General features: G+C 48.6%; 19 protein-coding genes. 10 read left to right on the forward strand and 9 right to left on the reverse strand.

Annotated elements, in window-relative coordinates; genetic code table 11:
• Positions 1-24 precede the first annotated feature (24 nt).
• The 4 genes from QU605_RS01405 (at position 25) to QU605_RS01420 (ending at position 5,614) form a co-directional block, all read left to right on the forward strand.
• Positions 25-2,526 carry a heavy metal translocating P-type ATPase gene (locus QU605_RS01405; protein WP_289723470.1) on the forward strand — a complete coding sequence of 834 codons (2,502 nt, stop codon included), beginning with the start codon at positions 25-27 and terminating at the stop codon, positions 2,524-2,526.
• Positions 2,527-2,532: 6 nt separating this feature from the next.
• Positions 2,533-3,267 carry a hypothetical protein gene (locus QU605_RS01410; protein ID WP_289723471.1) on the forward strand — a complete coding sequence of 245 codons (735 nt, stop codon included), beginning with the start codon at positions 2,533-2,535 and terminating at the stop codon, positions 3,265-3,267.
• Positions 3,268-3,286: 19 nt separating this feature from the next.
• Positions 3,287-5,047, forward strand: a complete 1,761-nt coding sequence (locus QU605_RS01415; RefSeq protein ID WP_289723472.1) for an efflux RND transporter periplasmic adaptor subunit — start codon at positions 3,287-3,289, stop codon at positions 5,045-5,047.
• A gap of 111 nt (positions 5,048-5,158) precedes the next feature.
• On the forward strand, positions 5,159-5,614 hold the full coding sequence (locus QU605_RS01420; RefSeq protein WP_289723473.1) for a hypothetical protein: 456 nt from the start codon (positions 5,159-5,161) through the stop codon (positions 5,612-5,614).
• A gap of 213 nt (positions 5,615-5,827) precedes the next feature.
• Here QU605_RS01420 and QU605_RS01425 read toward each other — a convergent pair whose 3' ends face one another.
• From QU605_RS01425 to QU605_RS01435, 3 genes are all read right to left on the reverse strand, one after another.
• Entirely contained in the window at positions 5,828-6,187 is a 360-nt protein-coding gene (locus QU605_RS01425) for a hypothetical protein (protein WP_289723474.1), read from the reverse strand.
• Positions 6,188-6,320: 133 nt separating this feature from the next.
• Positions 6,321-6,524: a hypothetical protein gene (locus tag QU605_RS01430; RefSeq protein WP_289723475.1), complete on the reverse strand. Its 204-nt coding sequence runs from the start codon at positions 6,522-6,524 to the stop codon at positions 6,321-6,323.
• A gap of 242 nt (positions 6,525-6,766) precedes the next feature.
• Positions 6,767-6,949 carry a CDGSH iron-sulfur domain-containing protein gene (locus QU605_RS01435; RefSeq protein WP_289723476.1) on the reverse strand — a complete coding sequence of 61 codons (183 nt, stop codon included), beginning with the start codon at positions 6,947-6,949 and terminating at the stop codon, positions 6,767-6,769.
• 330 nt (positions 6,950-7,279) lie between these two features.
• On the opposite strand from QU605_RS01435, the gene QU605_RS01440 reads away from it, so the two are divergent.
• The 4 genes from QU605_RS01440 (at position 7,280) to QU605_RS01455 (ending at position 11,846) form a co-directional block, all read left to right on the forward strand.
• Entirely contained in the window at positions 7,280-7,678 is a 399-nt protein-coding gene (locus tag QU605_RS01440) for a PAS domain-containing protein (RefSeq protein WP_289723477.1), read from the forward strand.
• Positions 7,675-8,514, forward strand: coding sequence for an MBL fold metallo-hydrolase (locus tag QU605_RS01445; RefSeq protein WP_289723478.1), 840 nt, complete (start codon positions 7,675-7,677; stop codon positions 8,512-8,514). Before QU605_RS01440 ends, QU605_RS01445 begins: the two co-directional genes overlap by 4 nt.
• A gap of 23 nt (positions 8,515-8,537) precedes the next feature.
• Positions 8,538-9,302, forward strand: a complete 765-nt coding sequence (locus QU605_RS01450; RefSeq protein WP_289723479.1) for a hypothetical protein — start codon at positions 8,538-8,540, stop codon at positions 9,300-9,302.
• Positions 9,303-9,467: 165 nt separating this feature from the next.
• Complete coding sequence (locus QU605_RS01455; protein ID WP_289723480.1) at positions 9,468-11,846, forward strand: penicillin acylase family protein; 2,379 nt, start codon at positions 9,468-9,470, stop codon at positions 11,844-11,846.
• A 14-nt stretch (positions 11,847-11,860) separates the two neighbouring features.
• Here QU605_RS01455 and QU605_RS01460 read toward each other — a convergent pair whose 3' ends face one another.
• The gene (locus QU605_RS01460) at positions 11,861-12,442 is read right to left on the reverse strand and encodes a Crp/Fnr family transcriptional regulator (protein WP_289723481.1); all 582 of its coding nucleotides are present in this window, start codon (positions 12,440-12,442) and stop codon (positions 11,861-11,863) included.
• Positions 12,443-12,555: 113 nt separating this feature from the next.
• Here QU605_RS01460 and QU605_RS01465 point away from each other — a divergent pair, with 113 nt between their 5' ends.
• Together QU605_RS01465 and QU605_RS01470 are read left to right on the forward strand one after the other, a co-directional pair.
• On the forward strand, positions 12,556-14,874 hold the full coding sequence (locus QU605_RS01465; protein WP_289723482.1) for a glycoside hydrolase family 3 protein: 2,319 nt from the start codon (positions 12,556-12,558) through the stop codon (positions 14,872-14,874).
• Between the two features lie 34 nt (positions 14,875-14,908).
• Positions 14,909-16,078, forward strand: a complete 1,170-nt coding sequence (locus QU605_RS01470; protein ID WP_289723483.1) for an alpha/beta hydrolase — start codon at positions 14,909-14,911, stop codon at positions 16,076-16,078.
• A 299-nt stretch (positions 16,079-16,377) separates the two neighbouring features.
• Here QU605_RS01470 and QU605_RS01475 read toward each other — a convergent pair whose 3' ends face one another.
• The 5 genes from QU605_RS01475 to QU605_RS01495 form a co-directional block, all read right to left on the reverse strand.
• Positions 16,378-16,755, reverse strand: coding sequence for a hypothetical protein (locus tag QU605_RS01475; RefSeq protein ID WP_289723484.1), 378 nt, complete (start codon positions 16,753-16,755; stop codon positions 16,378-16,380).
• Positions 16,756-16,857: 102 nt separating this feature from the next.
• The gene (locus tag QU605_RS01480; protein WP_289723485.1) at positions 16,858-17,856 is read right to left on the reverse strand and encodes a transporter; all 999 of its coding nucleotides are present in this window, start codon (positions 17,854-17,856) and stop codon (positions 16,858-16,860) included.
• 16 nt (positions 17,857-17,872) lie between these two features.
• Entirely contained in the window at positions 17,873-19,645 is a 1,773-nt protein-coding gene (locus tag QU605_RS01485; protein ID WP_289723486.1) for a DUF3604 domain-containing protein, read from the reverse strand.
• Between the two features lie 147 nt (positions 19,646-19,792).
• Entirely contained in the window at positions 19,793-21,745 is a 1,953-nt protein-coding gene (locus QU605_RS01490) for a DUF3604 domain-containing protein (protein ID WP_289723487.1), read from the reverse strand.
• 158 nt (positions 21,746-21,903) lie between these two features.
• Positions 21,904-22,833: a metal ABC transporter solute-binding protein, Zn/Mn family gene (locus tag QU605_RS01495; protein WP_289723488.1), complete on the reverse strand. Its 930-nt coding sequence runs from the start codon at positions 22,831-22,833 to the stop codon at positions 21,904-21,906.
• Between the last annotated feature and the right edge of the window lies 1 nt (position 22,834).

Here is a 22,834-nt window from a genome sequence, read left to right on the forward strand (position 1 = left end):
TTTAGCACAGTTGAATTGGAATAAATGAAACGAACCTTTCAGATTCAGGGAATGACCTGCAACGGGTGTCGGAACCATGTTGCGGATACGCTTTCAGAGGTGGAAGGCGTGTCTTCCGTATCCGTAGATCTGGAAAATGGGGAAACAACCATAGAAATGCAATCCGATATCCCCCTGAAGATATTCCAGAAAGCCCTGGGTGAGGATGGGGGCCGATATAGCATTCACCTTCAGGGTACTCCTATGGGTGTCCATAGGCCAGAGGCAGTCCAAGCGGGAGGAAAGGGGACAGGGACGTTTTACTGTCCGATGCATTGCGAAGGAGACAAAACCTATGACAACCCCGGGGACTGTCCGGTCTGTGGGATGGATCTCGTTGAAGAACAAAGGTCCTTCAGTCCGACCACAGAACATTGGACCTGTCCCATGCATCCGGAAGTAATTGAGAAGGAAGCAGGGAGCTGCCCGGTATGCGGAATGGCACTGGTTTCCCTGCAACCGGAACCTACATCAGAGGAAAAAACCTATGGTATACTACTCAGGAAATTCTGGATCGCCCTTGCCTTTACCCTGCCTGTTTTTGTAATAGCCATGTCTGAGATGCTGTCGGATAATCCGCTTTACCGGCTAATGGATCAGGAGTCGTGGAATTGGGTGCAGCTTGTCCTTTCCGTTCCTGTGGTTTTCTATGCGGCCTGGATGTTTTTTCAGCGGGCCTACCGTTCTATAAAGACCAGGAATCTGAACATGTTTACCTTAATTGGAATCGGGGCCGGGGTTGCCTGGATTTTCAGTGTTTTTGGAATGTTTTTCCCCGATTTTTTTCCGTCGCAGTTCAGAACTGAAACCGGCAATGTTCATGTCTATTTTGAGGCAGCCACCGTCATCCTGACCCTTGTCCTGTTGGGGCAGGTACTGGAGGCCCGGGCCCACAGCAAAACAAATTCAGCTGTTAAAGAGTTGTTGAAACTGACTCCCAATAGGGCGATCCGGGTACGCGATGGGGAAACTGAGGAAATCAGTATTGACCAAATTCAGGTTGGAGACCTCCTGCGGGTAAAACCCGGGGATAAAATCCCGGTAGATGGCAGGGTTATAGAAGGAACTACTTCTGTGGATGAAGCCATGATTACCGGAGAACCAATCCCTGTTATAAAGTCTGCCGGCGATACGGTTTCGGCGGGGACCCTAAACGGGAACCAGTCTTTTATGATGAAGGCTGAAAAGATCGGATCCGATACCCTGCTCTCGCAGATCATCCGGATGGTAAACGAGGCCAGTCGCAGTAAAGCTCCGATCCAGAAACTGGCGGATACTGTTTCGGCGTACTTCGTACCGGCCGTTGTCCTTATTGCCCTGATCACATTTGCCATTTGGGCTGTTTGGGGCCCGGAACCCACCTATGTATACGCCTTAGTCAATGCCATAGCCGTATTGATTATCGCCTGTCCCTGTGCCTTAGGCCTGGCTACCCCAATGTCCGTCATGGTAGGGGTGGGTAAGGGGGCCCAGAACGGCGTCCTGATCCGAAATGCCGGGGCCCTGGAAAAAATGAACCAGGTCAGCACCCTGATCGTCGACAAGACGGGTACCCTTACGGAAGGGAAACCATCCGTGGAAAAAGTAGTAAGCGCAGAGGCCGATCTTTCCGACAGGGATTTACTCAGCTATATCGTATCCCTGAATCAATTTAGTGAGCACCCGCTTGCTGCCGCAACCTTGACTTATGGGCAGCGCCAAAAAGCAACACTTTTAAATACTGAAGGCTTTAATGCCCTAGCGGGTATGGGTGTAGAAGGAATCATTGACGGGAAAACCGTCTCTCTGGGTAACGAAAAAATGATGGCCTACGCTGGTAGCATTGTTTCGGATGAGCTGAAAAAGAAGGCTTTGGGATTTCAGGAAGCAGGAAAAACCGTATCCTATCTATCGATAGGCCAAAAAGGGGTTGGTTTTATAGTTCTGAGTGATAGTATCAAAGAGACCAGTAAAAGAGCCCTGAAAACCCTTCAGGAAAAGGGGATCGAAGTATTTATGCTCACCGGGGACAATCCACAAACCGCGCAGGCAGTCGCAACAGAACTCAACATTAAGGGTTTCAAGGCAGGAATGCTCCCGGAAGATAAGCTCTGGGAAGTCGAAAGACTTCAACGGGAAGGGTGCATAGTTGCTATGGCTGGTGACGGGATCAACGATGCTCCTGCATTGGCGAAAAGCGATGTGGGTATCGCCATGGGAACCGGTACGGATGTCGCTATTGAGAGTGCATCCATTACATTGGTCAAGGGAGATTTACACGGTATTGTGAAGGCCCGTAACCTCAGTGAAGCCGTGATGAAAAACATCAAACAGAACCTGTTCTTTGCCCTGATATACAATACACTGGGCGTACCCGTTGCTGCAGGGGTCCTTTTCCCGTTTTTTGGAATTGTACTCTCCCCGATGATCGCTGCAGTTGCGATGAGTTTTAGTTCGGTCTCCGTGATCGTAAATGCCCTCAGGCTAAGGAATATTAATATCGATTAAAAAGATATGGTCAAAAGAAAAACAGCCCAAAAAATCCGAAAAGCACATCGCTATCTGGGACTATTCTTAGGAATTCAATTCCTGATATGGACCCTTAGTGGTCTGTATTTTAGCTGGACCGATATTGATGAGATCCATGGAGACCATTTTATAAAGGAATCGGTATCTCTTACTCCTTTTACAGGATTGTTGGGAACTGAAGATCTGCAAACAAACGATGCCATTACCTCTCTTCAGCTTATCGATATAGGAGGGGTACCTTATTATTGGATCAATGAAGCCGATCTATTCCATGCCAGGACGGGAGAGCGTAAAGACGGTGTTACGGAACAAGAAGCGTTAAAAGTGGCAGAGCACTATATGCGATCCGAATTGGAAGTGGCGGGAGTTAAGCGAATAGAGAAAGCAGGGCCACATTCCGAATATAGGGGTAAACCCTTGCCGGCTTATGAAATCACATATGCTTCCCAAGAGGCAATCAAAGTATATATAGCTATCGAAAACGGGACTTTTCAAACGGTTCGTCATCGGAGTTGGAGGTGGTTCGACTTTTTATGGATGACCCATACAATGGATTACCAGGGACGCGATGATTTCAACACCATGGTATTGAGGGCGTTTTCAGTTCTGGGACTGATCACTGTTTTAAGTGGTTTTACCCTTTGGTTTATAAGTTCTCCTTCAATTCGGAGCATGGGTAAGTCCCGTAAATCAGGGCAGGAGGAACACAGTAAATTTTAAAATTTTATATGCAATACAGATGAAAAAAACGAGTCTTTACATCGTACTTGCCGCTGTCTGCGGACTTTTTGCCGGATATTTGTTTTTTGCGGATACATCCGATAGTTCTGCGGGCGGAGCGCATGACCATAATCTGGAGGCACAATCCGGGGAGCTTTGGACATGCTCAATGCACCCTCAGATCCTGCAACCCGAACCCGGGGATTGCCCCATTTGTGGCATGGACCTGATTCCTTCCGAAACAGTGGACAACGAACTAAGTCCCGGCCAGTTTCGTATGACGAAAAATGCCCTGGCGTTGGCTGATATACAGACGACCGTTGTAGGGAGTAACGGGTCCACTGACAATTCTTTGAAACTTTCGGGGACTATCGAAGCAAATGCAAAAGCCGAGGGGACGCAGGCATCCTACTTCAAAGGCCGAATAGAAGCCCTTTTTGTGAATTTTGAAGGTGAAGAGGTGAGAAACGGACAAAAGCTGGCAACCCTTTACGCTCCTGAGCTGGTTTCTGCCCAGCAGGAACTGATTACGGCTGCAGGTTTAAAGACCACTCAGCCAGAATTGTATTCCGCCGTTCGAAACAAACTCAAACTCTGGAAACTCTCGGATAAGCAGATCTCAGAAATTGAAAAATCCGGAAAGGTGCAGGAATACTTTCCCATTTATGCAACGGTATCCGGTACGGTTTCCGAAATAATGGTAAAAGCAGGGGATTATGTCGACAAAGGAACGCCCCTGTTCAGAATTGCAAATCTGAAAACGGTATGGGCGGTTTTTGATGGGTATGAAAACCAGGTTCCACTGATTAAAGAGGGTCAGCGTATTGAGATTATTTCCAAAGCCTATCCAAATACACCTTTACAGGGCCAAATATCGTTTATCAATCCGGTTTTAAACGCATCCACCCGGACTGTTGAGATCAGGGCTGACTTAAAGAATCCCGATGGTAAACTCAAACCCGGAATGTTTGTGACGGGCAATCTGAAGCTAAACAGGGCTTTGAAGGAAGATCGCATAGTTATCCCTGAGAGTGCTGTGCTCTGGACAGGGGAACGTTCCGTGGTCTATGTAAAAACAGATTCGAGTACTCCGGTATTTGAGATGCGCGAAATTGAGGTAGGAGATGCCATCAAGGGAGGGTATATCGTGCTTTCCGGATTGGAGTCTGGAGCTGAAATAGTCACCCAGGGAGCTTTTACCGTTGATGCAACGGCACAATTAAAGGGCAAAAAGTCCATGATGAACGACCAGGCAGGACCTGCGGAGACCAAACCTGAGGGCGATTCCGGTCCGAATTCCGGAAATGAGCTGGATTTTCCTAGCGATAAACAGGAGATGTCGTTTTCCAAAGATTTGCAAAGGGACTTTATAGAGATTATACCCCTTTATCTGGAAATGAAGGATGCCCTTGTAAAGGGAGATGCCGGCAAATGCAAAGACGAGGCTCTTGCGATGGCCGAGCGGTTGGATTTAATCCAGAGGACGGGCATGGGCGAAACAGAAAAATTCCATCTCTCTAATACGCTGAAGCAATTAAAGGCTATCGGCAATTCGGATTCGCTGGAATCCCAGCGGGCATTTTTCGTGGAACTCAATGAATCGCTCATACCCATCCTTCAGGTTACAGGCAGCAGTTCTCAAACCTTATTCGTGCAGACCTGCCCCATGGCTAATAATAACAAAGGGGCGATTTGGCTTAGTGCGGAAAAAGAAGTTCGAAATCCGTATTACGGCGATGCCATGCTCGCATGCGGTAGCGTGATCAACACCATTCAGTAGACCCCCGGGAAAGGAGGTTCAGTGTTTGTCCCCTGAAATGACCGTAAGAAGGACGGATTAATTTCTGAGGTTTAAAAAGATTCATTATTTTAGGATGGCCCAAAAGCATATATGAAGATATACTACTCCAAGAAAAGACTCAGAACCAACCATATTCATAGCATCATATGCTTCCTTTTCGCTATTGCATGGCTTGCTTCCAATGACAGCCGGTGGGTCGGGGTCGGATGGCTCATGCTATCCGGTTTGTATGTTGCTTCCTATTTTTTTGAACGCCACAACCAGTATCTCACCCTCCAGGGCCGCTCGATTTCTAAAAACAGGCTTTTGAGTAAAACCATCAATTTGGATGAGGTTAGGGATATTGAAAGATTCGAAGGAGACTACATCCTTAAGACGGAGACCTCTGAAATGAAAATCGATACCCGGATTATTGCCCCGGATTCCTTAAAAGTACTCGATATGTGGCTCTCTGGAATGGAGTTACCCTCTAAGGCTACCCCTTCAACACCCGCTTCCAGAATGGGCCTGGGGGTGTCTTCCCGAAAAGTACGGGCTACTACCTAGAAACACAGGTGGCCGATAATCCCTAACCTTGTTAAAAAAGGGAATGAACCCGGGCGGCTCGCAGCAATAGGAAATCAAAACCACCTAAATAAATAAAGGGAAGCCCAGGCTTCCCTTTTATTGTTTCCATCTGTAATGTCTTAACACGGCAACGCGCTCTTATTGACTGAATAAAGCAATGAGGCAGTGTGCTATATTGAGATAAACGCTGATTTAGTTGTTAACGAAATCGGCATCGTAATCTCCTTCTCCAACGGGTTCTTTCCCAGTTCGGATGAAGCCTTGTTTCAATTCAATGGAGTATCTGATGTAAATAGGCTTTTCATTTCGAAGCAGATCCAGGATATTGGGATACATCGAAAGTGGATAACGGAGATAGACCAGTTTGTTTCGCTTGTCGTAGTGGTTTTCAGGAAATTTTGTCCCATCCTTAAAGAAATTGGCCTGCATTACGAGATCATCCCCATTGTAACATCGTATCAGCGCCTGTGGATAGATTTTCTTGTTAGAACTGGTGCCTCCGGACTGAATATGGATCCAGTAAAGGTCAATTTCATGGTCTATAAACTTCATAGTATTTGTGTTTAAAATTTAGCTGGCTCATAAGTTATAAATTATTTTCGGACATCTGATAATTGTAGCCCATATTCTGTTAAAATAGCACTATAAAGACAGGGAACGCTTCAAAATTTACAATTTATTCTTCCTAAAATTCAGGCGCGATATGCGAACCCGGGGTCGTACAGTCCCCACAAGTCCGCCGGGTTAAAAAATACGGCTCTTCACAGAGCCCGGGCTCTGTATTTTCCAGGAGGTATTCGATGAGTTCTGGAGGTCTGCTTAGGAAGATCTGCCGGAGTCGGTTTGCACTGCTAATGCGGGTGTCGAAAATGAGGGCGCCATCAAGCATAAACCATTGTTCATGAAGGGTTTAAGCCGGCACGACTTTAACGCAACCGCATAGTAACAACGGAAGTAAGAACGCGCCTGTGAGACTTCATAAACACAGATTCATCTCCAATCAAAAGGAAAACCCACTGTCTAAGGATAACACGCCCAAAGACAATACCACTTGAGGTCCCTCCTGATCCCAATCCAAAAGGCAGAACACCTGATCACCTGCCTTTCAATAGCGGGTAGGTCTTTAGGAGATCAATTATTGTGGGAACCGTCGCAGAATGGGGCGTCTGCTGTCTTTCCGCAATTACAAAGGGAAAAACGGTTTCGCTTTGGAATGGCATTGCCATCTGCATCGAGAAGGACGATATCCTGAGCGTTTAAAACAGTAACTTTTCCGGTTTTGGAGATTTGAATTGTAGGTTTTTTTTCTTCCATTCTTAAATTTTTCAGAAAGCTACAATTATTCTCGCATACCTCAAATGCAAGAGCTCACGTCTTGGCCGCTTTCCGCAAAAAAAATAGTATCGCGAGAGGTATCCAGGCCTGATGCACAGAAGATGCAGCCTTAAACACTTTCTTGGGAACGGATTATATCCTGCCTGATATATAATTGCAGCGCCTTGCCTATCAGGAGATTCAATGTATGATTATGACAAAAAACAACGTATTTACCCTTAATGATTAGGGGATTCCTGTGCGTATTTCGGGGTTCCTGTCGTTAATTTTAATATCTTTAATAACCTAGCAACTAATCCATAAGTCTAGATGTCTGGTCACGCCATAGAATTAATCCTCAGCAGGCAATTAGCAGATTGCCTTTCCGTACCTGTTTTCATTGTGGATCCAAAGGGGAATCTCCTGTTCTACAATACGCCCGCTGAACAGGTGCTGGGCAAAAAATTTGAAGATACCGGTCAAATGTCCGTGGGAGATTGGGGGACTTCATTTAATCCACATGATGAAGAAGGAAATCCAATACCCCCTGAGGGCTTGCCACTGGTACAAACCATTAAGACAGAATTACCTGCCCACAGGACCTTTTGGATCAATAGTCTTGAGAATAAGTCTACACGTATCTCAGTTACATCCATCCCTATTATCGGCCGATCAGAGGTGTTTTCAGGAGCTATGGCCATATTTTGGGACAATGAATTACACTTATGAGGGTCAAATTACACGGTACCCGGGGGGCCTATCCGACATCTTCAGTTGAGAATCAGAAGTTTGGAGGAAATACACCCTGCATCGAGATTATTGCCGGTAACGATCGAATGATCTTGGATGCGGGAACCGGAATACTCGGGGTTGACTTTGAAGATGGGTATACGGGTGAGCGAATCGATATTTTCCTCACACACCTTCACATGGATCACGTTCAGGGCCTGGCGTTTTGTAAACCCCTGTTTAACCCCAATAAAGAAGTGCATATCTGGGGTCCCGGAGGCAGTTGCGAGCCTTTACAGACCCGTTTAAATCGATTTCTTTCGCCTCCTCTCTTTCCGATCCCGCTTAGGGATATCCCATCTAAACTTATAATTCATGAACTTTCCGAAACCTCTTTTACCTTTGGGAAATTTCAGATTTCAACTGAATTTATAAGCCATCCGGGCCCGACTTTGGGCTTTCGGGTACAATATGGGTCCAAAATTTTGGCTTATCTCCCGGATCATGAACCCGTTATCGGGAAAGATCATTTATACCCTGAGGATGAATGGGTTTCCGGATTTGGATTGGCATTGAATGCCGATCTTCTTATTCATGATTCTCAGTACAGTATAAAAGAGTATGGGAGCAAAGTGGGATGGGGGCACAGTTCGTTGGAGATGGCGGCTGAATTTTGTTCTCGGGTAAATGCCAAACACCTCGTTATGTTCCACCATGACCCCGCCCACTCCGATACAGAAAGAACCCGGATGTTTCAGGAGTTTAATCGGTCTTCGGAATATACGTTTCCCATTGAATTGGCCATACAGGGACAGGAAATCGAGGTTGGAGGATAATCAATATTTTGAAATCCAGAGCTATGAAAATATCAATTCGCGGGTTTTTCGGATGCCTTTTACTTCTTTGTTGTGGTAAAGGATTCAGCCAGATGCCCAATGCTGCCCAGCAGAACGACTGGGAATTTGTCGTGGCCCCATATTTGTTTATGGCCAGCGTCAATGGGGATGCGGCCCTTGGTAATTCGGCCTCCAGCCAGGTGGATTTAAACTTCAAAGATATCCTGGAGAAGCTGCAGTTTGCTTTTATGCTCCATGGAGAAGTATATAAGGGAGACTGGGGATTGTTGGTAGACATTTCGTACTTAAAATTGGGAGAAGATTTTAAAGCCGAAAGCGAGGTAAGCGGTGACATCACGTTTAAACAGACCATATTTGAGGTATTTGGGAGCAGAAAATTTAAAAAGAGATGGGGCTGGGTCGATTTTTATGGCGGCATCCGATACTGGAACCTCGGTTTGAACCTGAATTTACAGGGCCTTGATATAACCAGGATAAGCAGGGATCAGGACTGGGTGGACCCCGTATTCGGCGGACGTATTTACTTCAATGTTACCGAACGCTTTACTGCCGGATTCAGAGGGGATATTGGCGGATTTGGACTTGGATCAGACATTGCGTACAATCTTCAACCGGGAGTGGGATATCAGTTTTCAGACTTGTTCACGGTGATGCTGCAATACAAGTACCTCTATACAAGGTATGATAACGAAATTGATGGGATTAACGCCTTTTCATATGATGCTGCTACCAATGGCCCCTTGCTCGGCCTGGTATTTCGGTTCTGAAAGGAGATTGTTTTTACGGGACACTATCAACCCCGTCTTTTTAGGTTTAACGCGTCCTGAAGTTTAATTAAATGTAGTTCAGCGGATTCGCCAACCCCGAATCTTGATAACCCCTCTGCCGAATACGCGTCTGCAATCTGTATAATTTTGAGAAACCAACCCATAATGAAATCAGCTTTAATTGTACTTTCCGTTTTATTATTAATCTCCTGTGGAAGGTCGACAGGAGACGCTTTGTTGATTCCCGGGATATCGCAACCGGTAGAAGTTATACGCGACCCTTACGGGATCAACCACATCTACGCCGAGAACCAGCACGACTTGTTTTTTACCCAGGGCTACCTGGCGGCAAAAGACCGGCTATTCCAGTTTGAGATATGGAGAAGGCAGGCCACCGGGACGGTTGCCGAAATCCTGGGCGAGCGCGAATTAAAAAGGGACATTGGGACCCGACTGTTCAAGTACAGGGGGGATCTGGAGGAGGAATTTAATTACTACCACGAAGACGGATCTGAAATAATTAATGCCTATACAGATGGGGTGAATGCCTATATTGAAGAAGTACTGAATTCTCCAGATTCGCTGCCAGTGGAGTTCAAAGCACTTGGAATTCTCCCGCAGAAATGGACTCCTGAAGTCGTTATCTCACGCCATCAGGGTCTTCTTGGAAATATTAATGAGGAATTGTCTGTGGGTCGGGCTGTTGCCAACCTTGGAGCGGAAAAGGTAAAATCCCTGATGTGGTTCCATCCTAAATCCCCCGATTTGTCTCTGCACGGCCGTATTGATTCCACAACTCTTTCGGAAAACATTCTGGAGCTCTACAATGCCTATCGCAAACCGGTATCCTATCAGGCATCCGATGTTGTAGAGGCCTACAGGAGTTCTCAAACCGCCATGGCTTTACTTGAGCAGGGGCACAAAAAGCCGGACAGTCTTTCCCTGGGTAGCAATAACTGGGTGGTGCGGGGAGAACTTATGACCAATGGTAAACCCCTGATGGCTAACGACCCGCACCGCACGATCACGGTGCCTTCCCTTCGATACATGATCCACCTGTCCGCCCCGGGCTGGGATGTTATTGGCGGTGGGGAACCGGAAATCCCCGGGGTATCCATAGGCCATAACGGATACGGGGCATGGGGACTTACCGTATTCCGGACAGATGGAGAAGATCTCTATGTCTATGAAACAAACCCTGAAAACCCGAATCAATACCGCTATAAAGGCAATTGGCTCGATATGGAGGTGATACAGGAGGAAATCCCTGTAAAGGGTCAAGAGAATTACACAGCTCAAATGAAATACAGCAGGCATGGCCCGATTGTTTATGAGGATTTAGAGCGCAATCTGGCATATGCCGTCCGCTGTGCCTGGCTGGAACCAGGAGGGTCTCCGTACCTGGCTTCCTTAAGGATGGACCAGGCAAAAAGTTGGGAGGAATTCCGCGAAGCGTGTAATTACAGCCATATCCCGGGAGAGAATATGATTTGGGCAGATGCTGACGGGAATATTGGGTGGCAGGCAGTTGGAATTGCTCCGGTACGGACCAATTTTTCGGGGATGGTTCCCGTTCCGGGGGATGGGCGTTTTGAATGGGAAGGGTATTTGCCCATTGTGGAAAAACCCAATGCCTTTAACCCCCCATCCGGATTTATCGCTACTGCCAATGAGAATGTCACCCCGGAGTCTTATACGCGGTGGGAGGCTATCGGATATACCTGGGCCGATTCCTTTCGGGGGCAGCGCATCGACGAAATCCTTGACGGCGGTGAAAAATTGACCATGAATGCTATGAAGGATTTACAGACAGATTATTTATCCCTGCCTGCCCGAAGACTTGTTCCCTATCTGGAAAATCTTGGACTGGAGGGGCGTGAGAAGGAGGCCATGACTTATTTTGAAGGGTGGGATTTTAGACTCACAGCAAATTCAGTTCCGGCTGCCATCTATGTGTCCTGGGAAAATGCGATTAAGGAAAAGGCCCATCGCGAATTCGTTCCGGATGAGGCAAAAACATTTATTCAGGGCCTGCAACTGGAACGTATTCTGGAGTGGATCGATAACCCGGGGGAGCACTTCGGGACCCGGGCAAAGCGGGATGAATTCCTGAGGCAGGCCTTCGAGGAGGCCGTGGCATTCCTGGCGGATCGGCTGGGACCACAAATGGATGGGTGGCAATATGGGCAATACGACCTTAAGCATATCGAATTAAAACATGCATTGAGTGCGTCTGTGTCAGATTCCCTCCGTTCTGAACTGGACCTCCCGTCCCTTCCCAGGGGCGGCAATGGATATACTCCCGGGTCTACTGGGAATAATTACAACCAGTCCAGCGGCGCTACTTTTCGAATCATTGTTCCTGTTGGAGAATGGGATAAAGCCCTTGGGATAAACAGCCCGGGACAATCCGGGAATCCCGACAGCCCGTATTACGACAACCTCTATAGAATGTGGGGAGAAGACGGATATTTTCCATTATATTATTCCAGGGATTCAATCCTGAAGTATGCGGATTCGGAATTGATGCTGAAACCCAGATAATCTGGCATATTTCCCTACAGTTTTCCGGCACGTACGCGGCTTAGGGTCTCAGGACTCAGCAATAAATAGGAAGCAATATGGTTGATGGAAGCTCTTTTGGATGCCTCCGGATACTCCCTTAGGAACCGCTCATAGCGGTCTCGGGCGGATTCAAATTTCCAGGAATCTGCTTTTTGCTGTGACTGGACCAGCGAACCCTCTAACATTCGGATCAGAATTTGGAATAACCCCGGGTATTTTTGTGCCAGATTTTTAAAGGAGCCATAGGGGACCAGTCCGAAAATTCCATCCTCCAGGACCTCTACCATGAGTTCGGTGGGGGCTTCCCGGAAAAGGCTTTCAATACACCAGATTGGCTTTCCTTCTACTGCAAAATGTTCGGTTACTTCTTTCCCGTTTTTATAATAGTATTGCCTTAGCATTCCCGATTCTACCAGGATAAAGTGCCTGCTGATTTCCCCCTGTTGCAAGAGGTGTTCCTTTTTTCGGAGACTTCTTCGTTCTATAAGATCGGCGAATGCCTGAAGTTCATCCTCGTTTATAGGTATGTCGGAACCTAGGAATTTTTTGGCCAAAGTGTATTCAGCAGTGTTCACAGGGAGTTTTAAAGGTAAAGATATTGTATTCCTCCAAATTGGTGTTTTCTGATCCAGATCAATGTTTTTAATTCCTATGGGTCATATTTTTAGCTCTTAAAATTTTCCAGACCATGCACAAGTTCAGAAACTGTTTTCTGCTTTTTCCCCTGTTTATTATTTCCTGCACACCAAATAAACAATGGACCGAAAGAACCCATGGGGATACCATGCGGTTCCTGGAAGTTGCTGACGGCCCTACCCTGGGGTATTCGGCAAGCTCCGGGGTCACAATTTTGGAACGCAATGGACTACCTTTTAAGGACCTCAATAAGAACGGGGAGCTGGAGGTGTACGAGGACTGGCGACAACCTGCAGGTGCGCGGGCCCAGGACCTGGCATCCAGGCTTACACTGGAGGAAATAGCAGGACTGATGCTTTACAGCCGGCACCAGGCTATTCCGGCAGATTCCGAAGGCTACAGAGCCGGAACCTACAATGGGAAGCCCTTTCAGGAAGCGGATACAGTTCCTTTCGCCCTGACGGACCAGCAGCAGCAATTTCTTACTGAGGACCACCTGCGACACGTGCTGATTACCTCCGTTGAAAACCCCGGAGTTGCTGCCCGCTGGAACAACAATGTGCAAGCCCTTGCCGAATCCATCGGATTCGGGATCCCGGCCAACAATAGTTCGGATCCCAGGAACGGGGCCCGTAAGGATGCTGAATACAACGCCGGTTCGGGCGGTACCATATCGCAATGGCCCGAGCAAATTGGGTTGTCGGCCACCTTTGACCCCGCCATAACCCGGCAGTTCGGGGCCATCGCTTCACGAGAATACAGGGCCCTGGGGATCACTACAGCCCTTTCCCCTCAGATTGACCTGGCTACAGAGCCCAGATGGAATCGGTTTTATGGGACTTTTGGAGGAGATCCGATGTTGGCAACGGAGATGGCACAGGCCTATGTCGATGGATTTCAGGGAACCGGCGAAGATGGTGGCTGGGGTGCCGAAAGTGTAAACGCCATGGTAAAGCATTGGCCCAGTGGGGGTCCTGAGGAAGGCGGAAGGGATGGTCATTTTGCCTACGGGAAGTTTGCCGTGTACCCGGGGGGAAATTTTCAGGAGCATTTAAAACCTTTTGTGGAGGGTGCTTTTAACCTGAAAGGCAAAACAGCTACCGCCTCTGCCGTGATGCCTTATTACACGATCTCCTATGGGCAGGACACCGTTTATAGTGAGAATGTAGGGAATGGCTTCAGTAAATACATCATTTCGGATTTGCTCAGGGAACAGTACGGATACGATGGTGTTGTTTGCACAGACTGGCTCATTACGCGGGATGAAGGACCCCGTCCTGAAGTCTTTGGTGGAAAGCCCTGGGGAGTGGAGGCCCTTAGTGTGACCGAAAGGCATTTTAAAGCGCTGGAGGCCGGCGTGGACCAGTTCGGGGGGAACAATGAGAAAGGTCCGGTCCTGGAGGCCTTCGGGATGCTGGCTGAGAAGTACGGGGAGCAGGAGATGCGTGCGCGTATCGAAAGGTCTGCGTTACGGCTGCTAAAAAACATTTTTCAGGTGGGGTTGTTTGAGAATCCCTACCTGGAACCCGAGGTCTCCGTTAAGGAAATCGGGAAACCAGAATTTATGGAGGCAGGTTACCAGGCACAATTGAAGTCTATCGTAATGCTTAAGAACAGGATGGGTGTCCTCCCCATCGCAAAGGGAAAGAAGGTGTATATTCCTAAAAGAACGGTCCCGGCCGGGGTCAATTTCTTTGGACAGCCAACCCCTGAACACCAGGAAGACCCGGTGGATCGGTCCATGGTGGAGAAGTTTTACAACACGACTCTCGATCCGGACGAGGCAGACTTTGCCATGGTCTTTATCAAAAGCCCTTTAAGCAATGGGTATAGCCGCGAAGACCGGGAAGCAGGGGGTAATGGTTATGTACCCATCAGCCTCCAGTTGAGGGATTATACCGCCACCGATGCCCGGCAGAAAAGTATTGCCGCCGGGGACCCTGTTATCGACCCTGAGATCACTGACCGTTCCTATCTGGGTAAAACAAGCAGGTCCAACAGCTTTCCCGACCTTGAAACCCTTTTCCAAACCCGGAAGGCCATGGGAGACAAGCCTGTGATCCTGGTTGTTACGGTAACCAATCCTATGGTGTTTTCCGATATTGAACCCTCAGTGGATGCGATCCTCACAGATTTTGGGGTGCAGGTGGAAGCCCTTATGGAAATGGTGTCGGGGACCTCGGAGCCCTCGGGCCTGCTCCCGATGCAAATGCCTGAGAACATGGCCACAGTGGAAAAACAATTGGAGGATGTCCCTCACGACATGATTCCCTATGTGGATGCGGAAGGGAATGTCTACGATTTTGCCTTTGGCCTGAACTGGGATGGTGTTATCCAGGATGAAAGGGTAGCCAAATACGGGAGGAATTAAAGACAACGCAAATAATACCCAAAGAATCATACGGATGAAAAAGTATTTCTATTTCAGTATGCTGATGATAGTCAGTGGAATTTTTCAGGCCCCTGCCCAGGAAAGCCTGTCCACCCAGGACCTGGTTTCCCCCGAGGTGGGGAAGGACGGGCGGGTAACCTTCCGGCTGAATGCCCCTGAAATCCGGGAGGCTAAATTAACCGGGGACTGGATGCCCCAGGATGGGTCCGACAGGGCTGCCGCAGCCATGGAAAGAGGGGCTGAAGGGGTGTGGACCTATACCACCGGGCCTCTGCCTTCTGAAATCTACTGGTACCATTTCCTCGTGGATGGGGTACGGACACTCGACCCGGCCAATGCCCATACGATCCGTGACGTGGCCTCGGTATTCAACCTATTTATTGTACCCGGCGATCCGGGCGGCCTTTACAGTGTGCAACCGGTGTCCCATGGCACCGTTCACAAGCGCTGGTACGACTCCCCAGGCCTGGGCATGAAGCGACGTATGACTATTTATACACCTCCCGGATATGAAGTTTCCGGGCAGGAGTACCCAGTGCTATACCTGTTGCACGGGGCAGGGGGGGATGAGGAGGCATGGTCAGACCTTGGCCGAGCTACCCAGATCCTGGATAACCTGATCGCATCCGGTAAGGCGCAGCCGATGATCGTGGTGATGCCCAATGGCAATCCCGGTGATGAGGCGGCACCAGGCCATGCCACCGGGCCTTTGGTACAACCGGCGTTCATGCGCCCGGGGATGATGCAGGGGGATTACATCACTTCTTTTGGCGACATCATCGATTTTGTCCAATCCAATTACAGGGCGAAGGCCGGCAAGGAACACCGCGCCATCGCAGGCCTTTCAATGGGGGGCTTCCACAGCCTGCATATCTCGCGTTATTACCCGGAGACTTTCGATTATATCGGGTTGTTTTCCCCGGCCATTATGCCGCGGAACAATGAAGAGGACCCCGCTTTCCGGAACATGGACGAAACCCTGAAGGCACAAAGGGATAATGTCTATGAGCTCTATTGGATTGGCATCGGAAAAGATGACTTTTTATATGATGAAGTAACTGCCTACCGCAAGCGCCTGAATGGGATGAAAATGCCCTATGAGTACCACGAAACCGAAGGCGGGCACGTATGGCACCTTTGGCGCGAGTACCTCTCGATTTTTTCACAACTGCTTTTTCGCTAGGGGACGATATCGCTGAGCCCTGAAGCGTTCAGGGGATTGGCGCCCCCAGGGTCCGGCTCACCACAGGTACTTCCAGACGGTAAATCGTATAGATTTTTGAGGGATCCGCACTTTTGATAAAAGGCAGCCCGACGGTTTTTGTCGGCTGGCTGATCCGGCTGATCAGTGACAGCTAGTCACCACCCCGACCAGGAAGGTATAGTTGGGTTGAAACTGCAATTTGGTGATAAAAGCCAGCGGGTTTGTGTCGTTTTCGGCCGCTGTTTTTGCATTTTCCGGTTTCGACCGATGGGGTTCACCTACAGGGCAAACTTCAAAAGCTTCATCTTGCGCTTATACGGCCGGAGGGTCTTCTTCATTTTTTTGTGGTACTTATTGGCGCCGTCGATCCCGAGGAGGTTCTCCAGTTTGGAGTCGTTGTCTTTTTTGAGCAGTTGCAGGGCACTCTTCTTTTCATCTTCAGATTTATCGCTGTCGACAATCCCGAACAAATCGTTCACAAAGGATTCATTCTGCTCGATGAGTTTGTCATTTTTATCTTTCGAGAAACCGAGGTCCGCGGTATCATCCAGGGCTTTAAGCAGATCAGGTTTCGGGATTATGCTCCCGAGCTGTGCAAAGCCAGGTTGGAACGCTAAAAGAAAAACGAGAATTGAAAGGATTTTCAGTGATTTCATAGGGTTTAAAATTTAGTTAGAGATGATTTCTTTTTTAAAGTACTGAACATTTTTGATCAAAGTATTAAATGTCAGCGCCTGGGATCCAGGTTCTGTTAAGGCTCAGTTGACTGATGCACTTGAGGCTTGTTTGATACGTTCTCGATCGGATTTGGATGGCAGGATGACCGTGGTTTGAAACCGGGCCATTAATCCGTTGCGTTTATTAAAAAAGATCTGGGCCAATGAAGCCTGAACCTTAATGATCGAGGCAATAGTATAGCCCCCTGTCACCCCAGCGCCAAATTGTTCGATGCGCAGTCCCTTGGGGAGGTCGTCAATTTTGGTTATACCTCCGTACTGATAACCTGCACCGAGGGCGGCATAGAATTTTGGGGTAAAGCTTTTTGTAACTGTGGCATTTAGTTTAAATAAAGCTTTTTGCGTTTTGGTCTCACCGACAAATGGGTCATTGTTGTTTGTGAAAAAGGTGAGATTCGGATGTATTTCCAGGTCGGCAGGTTTTTTCTTATTCTGATTAAGGGGCACTACCATAGGGGCCCCGATGCGAAAAGCCCAGCGGTTCGCCCCCAGGTTGATCCGCCGCCCGGAAGTGTATTCTCCTGTGGGGACCGTAACCCCGAGAAATCCGTACACCTGGAACTTTCGTTCCCATTGGCTGAACTCTATGATATTCAGTGCAGGTGCGTTGTGCAGTCCCATCCGAAAATTCACCTGGGAATCCATCATGCCTGTTTTATCGATGATCTCGAACTCATTCGGTTCGATCTCAAGGTCTCCGAATCCGGGGATGTCGCTAATATTCACAGAAGCCGTGAGATTCCCGAATGTCGGAACGACGAAGACCTGGGCAATATTATTCCCAATGGCAAAACTGCGGACGATCGGGATGGCATTCACATAGGCTTCAATAACACCATTTGCCAATACGACGTCCGAGGAAGGGGTTATGTTCGATTCCAGATCGAGGTACTGGTAACTGAATGCCCAGAGGTCCTTGGGCGGCATCAACCAGGTCGTGGGGGGTTCGGCCTGGGCTGAAACCTGTGCGGCATAGCATGCAAGTAAGAGAAGAGTGAATTCCTTGATTCGGGTCCTCATAAGCACTACATTGATGTTAATTTGGAGTATACCATACCGGGGATCCCCATGCCCGTTCCTGGAGGGTCCTTGCGACGGACTCCGGAAAAGTTACGCCTTCCCGGATCTCATCCCAAAGGGTCCAGCGGGCCGTGGGCAGTTGAATCACCCGAGTGTAATAGAAGGCCTGCTGGGCGGGATTAAAATCCGGGTCTTCCCAGACAGCGGTGAGCTCGGGTGCGCCCTTATCCGTTGTAAAGGCTCCGGTTTCCATGTTTACGGGGGCATCGAGGGGTTCCACGGAACCATCTGCCTGTACGCTCCGGTTATCTGAAAGGGCCACATTATATATCTTTTCCATCATTTTTCCGTTTTCAACCCAGCCCTTTATAATCTGGATCCGGTCCAGATTGGGCCCGATCGGATCTTTTTGGGCCCACACCATTATTTTAGGTGCATCTCCTGAACTCACCGGTAAGTCTCCACCCATAGGGGTGGCATTGGCCAGTCCTGCTTCCACCATGCCCTGGTAGGAATCATAACGGTCCGCAAGGCCGTACCCTGCAAACATCCGAACTTTGATGCGGGGTCCGCTCGTGGTAAAGGTCTCCTTGTTTTTCATGGCATCCCAGATAGCCCCACGGGTATTGGAATCGGCCCACACGCCGGTAAGCGCTCCCGGGTTGATATCGTAGGCAGTTGCCCAACCATCTATGGCATTGTTAACCCTTGCTTCAGCCGTTTGGTCCGCAAGCCCATGGCTTCCAACACTGTAGTTGTCTTCTTCCACATTGGAAGGAGCTCCATTATGGTTATCTGTTCCGCCTGCGAATCCGTATTTGAAGGGGTTCATGGTAAAATCTTCCTGATACTTTAATCCCCGTTTGAGGCCGTACCGCACAAAGTTCCGTTCCTCAAAGGTCCGGTCGCTATAGTTCTGAATGGACTCTGCAGTTTCAAAATTTGCAAATTCATCATTCGGCCAGAATTTTGGATAAACTTCGGAATTCCCTTTGATCTGCATCATCTCAATGAGGGGTTCCATTTCGTTGCGCGTTCGGATGTAATCGGCGTCCACCGGGTTGCCGGAAAGGTCTTTATCCGGGAACATCAGCCCTTTACTGCCATTGGAATTGTGGGGGATGGCAAATAATTTGCTGCCTTTTGCTTTTTGTTCTTTCATCCATTCCCAGAGCTGCTGGGGATCCCGGCCTTCCACTGCGCTGAAAGGGACTTCCGGCACTACGGTATCCCTGAAAAGGACATTCCGATGCAAGTTTCCCGCCTTTGGGGCCGAGGACCACTCATAGGCGTGGATGGTCGTAAACTTTCCTGGGTCGTTGAATTTTTCGGTTGCTTCGAAGTTTTTACGCCATTGGGATTTCACAGATTCGACTCCCTGCCAGAAATCCGGGTGGGGTTTTGATCCGGTCCGGTTTGGCGTGACCACATATTTTACAAACAGAGCCAGGCCGTCTTCAAGGTTATCCACCTCCCGCATCTGCGTTGCTATAGGGTCATCATACCCGGGAGTCCCGGGGTTCATAAGCGTGTAAGTCTCCCCAAGGTATTCCGCGTGGTCCGAAATTGCCGCGAAATCAAGGGGGCGTTTTAGCTTCATCGGACTGCCGTTAATCATAACTTCCTCTCCACGCGCAAAGCGATAGGCTTCTTCAGTTGAAACCCGGTTTCCACCTATATAGGCGTCCATAGAGGCTGATGTATGCAGGTGGGTTTCTCCGAAATAGGCTTCTTTAAGAGGGTTAACCTGGACGTTACCACTACCTTCAGAAGCTGATTCCGTAGTCATTTCGGAAGCTTCTGGTTTTTTTTCGGAATCACTTTTGCATGAAAAAAGTACAAGAGCCAAAATCAAAGGCAATGCGAAATAGCAGATGTGTTTCATGGGTTGTGTTACTTTCTGATTTGTGTTTACGTTTATGAGATGTTTCTGAATTTACCTTGGTGAATACCATATAGGTGAGCTCCATGCGCGTTCCTGTTGAACCAGTGGCGCATCGTCAGCTACATCCGAGATACCGTATTTTACCTTGTCGTAGAGAATCCAGGTAGGAGAGGGAATTTCCAGGACGCGAACGTAGTAGAATGCCGCCAGTTCAGGATCAAAATCCGGGTCATACCATAAAACGCTGAGCTCTGGTTCCCCTATGGTATTGGTAAAACTACCATCTGTCAGGTCGACCGTATTGCCTACGGAAGCGATTTTACCTTTGGCGTCAGGTTTACGGTCCCCACTCCAGGCGACATCGTAGACCTTTTCCATTTTTTTGCCATTTTCCAACCAGCCTTTTACGACCTGAATTCGATCGAGATTGGCCCAGTTCGGATCTTTTTTGGCATGGATCATAAAAGCAATCCTTTTTCCTGCCACAGCATCTTTTAAATCCCCTCCCATGGGAACCCCTTTGCCATATCCGGATTCCAGGATTGTGCCCAAATCCTCTGTTACAAAATCAAATCCTCCAAAAACCCTTAATTCTATCCGGGTACCGGAGGTGCCGTAGGCTTCTTTGCGTTTCATCCCGTCCCAGAGATCTGCACGGGTATTCGCTTCTGCGTAAACAGCTGTATAGCCGGCGGAGGTATATCCGTATCCATAGCGGCTAACCCCATTGAGTTTTTTAACCACTTCCATGGCCCGTTCAGGCATTGGCTCATTGGTGGCATGTTTGCCCCAGAACATGTCTTCATCGTGATGCGGAACACCGGTATGCGTGTCTGAGGCACCTACCAAACCAAACTTATAGGGATTTGCGCCAAAACGCTCTTCGTACTCAAGCCCATTGAGGTAAGCCTGTCTCGCATATTGATATTTTCGCTGTTCCGGGGTCTGAAGAATATCAAGAGTCAGATTTCCATTATCCCACCCTTGTATCCCAAAATCGGCGAACTCGTCCTCTGTAGAGAGGGAGGGATGGGTTTCACTGGCTCCTTTGATCTGCATTACCTCAAACAAGGGTTCCCATCGGGAGCGCGCTTCAGCGTATTCTCTGTTGAGGGGCTCTCCGGATATCGTAAGGGGAGCAAACATCAGGCCGCCGGAGATGTTTCCATTATGTGGAATCGCAAGGGCCTTACCACCGGTTTTGGCCTCATATGATTCCATAAACTCCCATAGTTTCTCCGCATCCTCACTCTGCAAGGCCGAAAAGGGAATAATCTGGTCAGCCCTTGTTTTATCATCCCTTAAGATCACATTTCGGTGCAGGTTGTTGCCCGTGGGTACCGATGTCCATTCCCAGGCAATAAATGCTGTAAATTCCCCGGGCTTATTGTATTTTTCGGCCGTAGCTGTGTGGTCTTTCCAACTCGCCTGCATCAGGGGTATGGCTGTTTCAGGGTTTGTAACCGGTTCCGGGAGCCTATTATTTGCGAGTGCAGAAGGTATTTCCACGGCAAGCTGCATAGCTTCTTCTTTACCACCTTTTAACATTTGATTCCATCTGCGTGCAATGGAATCCTGCATAAGGATTTCATTTCCCCGGTCTATCTCTATAAAGACCCCAAAGCCCTCAGCGTGATCGGTGATACAAAGAAAATCCAGGGGGCGACGCATCTTAAATTCCTGGCCTGAATTCGTTTTTACGGCTTCACCAATGGCCATTCTATACGAGTCTTCGGGTGTCATTCGGGTGCCTCCCCCAAAGGCGTCTCCTGAAATTGCCGTATGGTGGTGCGTATCTCCCCAGAATACTTTTTTCAATGGATAACGCGTTACCTCTATTTCTGCGGTTTCTGCCACTGAATCAGCTGCTTCCATAGCGTCATCCCTGGTTTTAGCAGTTTCCTGACAGGAGATGGACAGGAGCAGGGCAAAAAGTGTGGTAGCATATCGAAATGGAATACCGGCCCCGTGTTTTTGGAGACGGTTACAGAATCTGATCAGCATGAAAAGAGCATTTTTGAATTAGAAGCTTCAAGTGTAGACACGGTTGGAGAGGTAAGATATAAAACCCCAGCCCCTGATGTGGGTTAGAAGCCGGAGTATTTGTAAAGATTCCTAAAATGCACCCTTATTAAGCAGGTTTCGCCTGCTTTTTCGGCTATTTAACCTTGAGGTATAACTGATTTTAAGGCCTGAAGATTCGATAACATGCCCGTCAAAAAATCACCGCTTTCGGGCTGCGTATCTAATGGGTTAAGGATGACGGATTGAATCCCACTCTCTTTTAATTTATTCACCGTAGCTTCCTGCGGCCGGTCTGCCCAGATGAGTACCTGAATGCCCGGATCTTTTCGGAGGTGACCAATCTCGTGCAGCTTGTCGTGGTCCAGAGCGGTGTCTGACTCCCATCCGAGGGATGGACCTTCCAGGCCGTAGCCATGCGCCAGGTATTGAAAAATGGGTTTGGAAAATGCAGGTTTGGGAAACGATCCCTTCTCCGACAGGGCCTTATATTCCCGGTCGAGCTCGAGGAGCTCCCCAACCAGGGTTTCGGCATTGGCTTTAAACAATTCCACCTGGCCAGGGGATTTGCGCATAAGGGACCGGCTGGTTGCTTCCGCTTGTTTGGCAGCCAGTTCCAGGTCCAGCCAGGTTTTGCTGGCAACACCTTCATGGCTGTGTTCGCCATCCGCCCCGTGACTGTGGGTAAAGGTTGCTCCGCTGGGCAGCAGCCGGGAAGTAAAGTCAACAGAGGTATCGATCATCAGGGAGTCGGGTAAGCTCACATTCATAAGCCAGCCTTCATAGGTGGCTCCATTGAGCAGGATAAGATCTGCATCCTGCATTGCACTTACCTCTTCGGCAGAAGGCATCCAGTCTGAAGGGTTTTCAGCATTCCCGGCGGGAAAACGCAAATCCAACGCACTACCCCCGATGCGCTGTGCAAAATAGTACAGAGGATAGTTGGAGACATAGACCACTGTTTTTCTGGATGTTTTTGCAGGCGTGCCATCATCAGAACCCGGTTTTACGTCGTTCTTACAGGCCAGCCCAATAAGCATGGAGAAAAGTACAAATAGAGGTTTTTTCATT

The sequence above is a fragment of the Robiginitalea aurantiaca genome, from assembly GCF_030380815.1.
Taxonomy (GTDB): Bacteria; Bacteroidota; Bacteroidia; order Flavobacteriales; family Flavobacteriaceae; genus Robiginitalea; species Robiginitalea aurantiaca.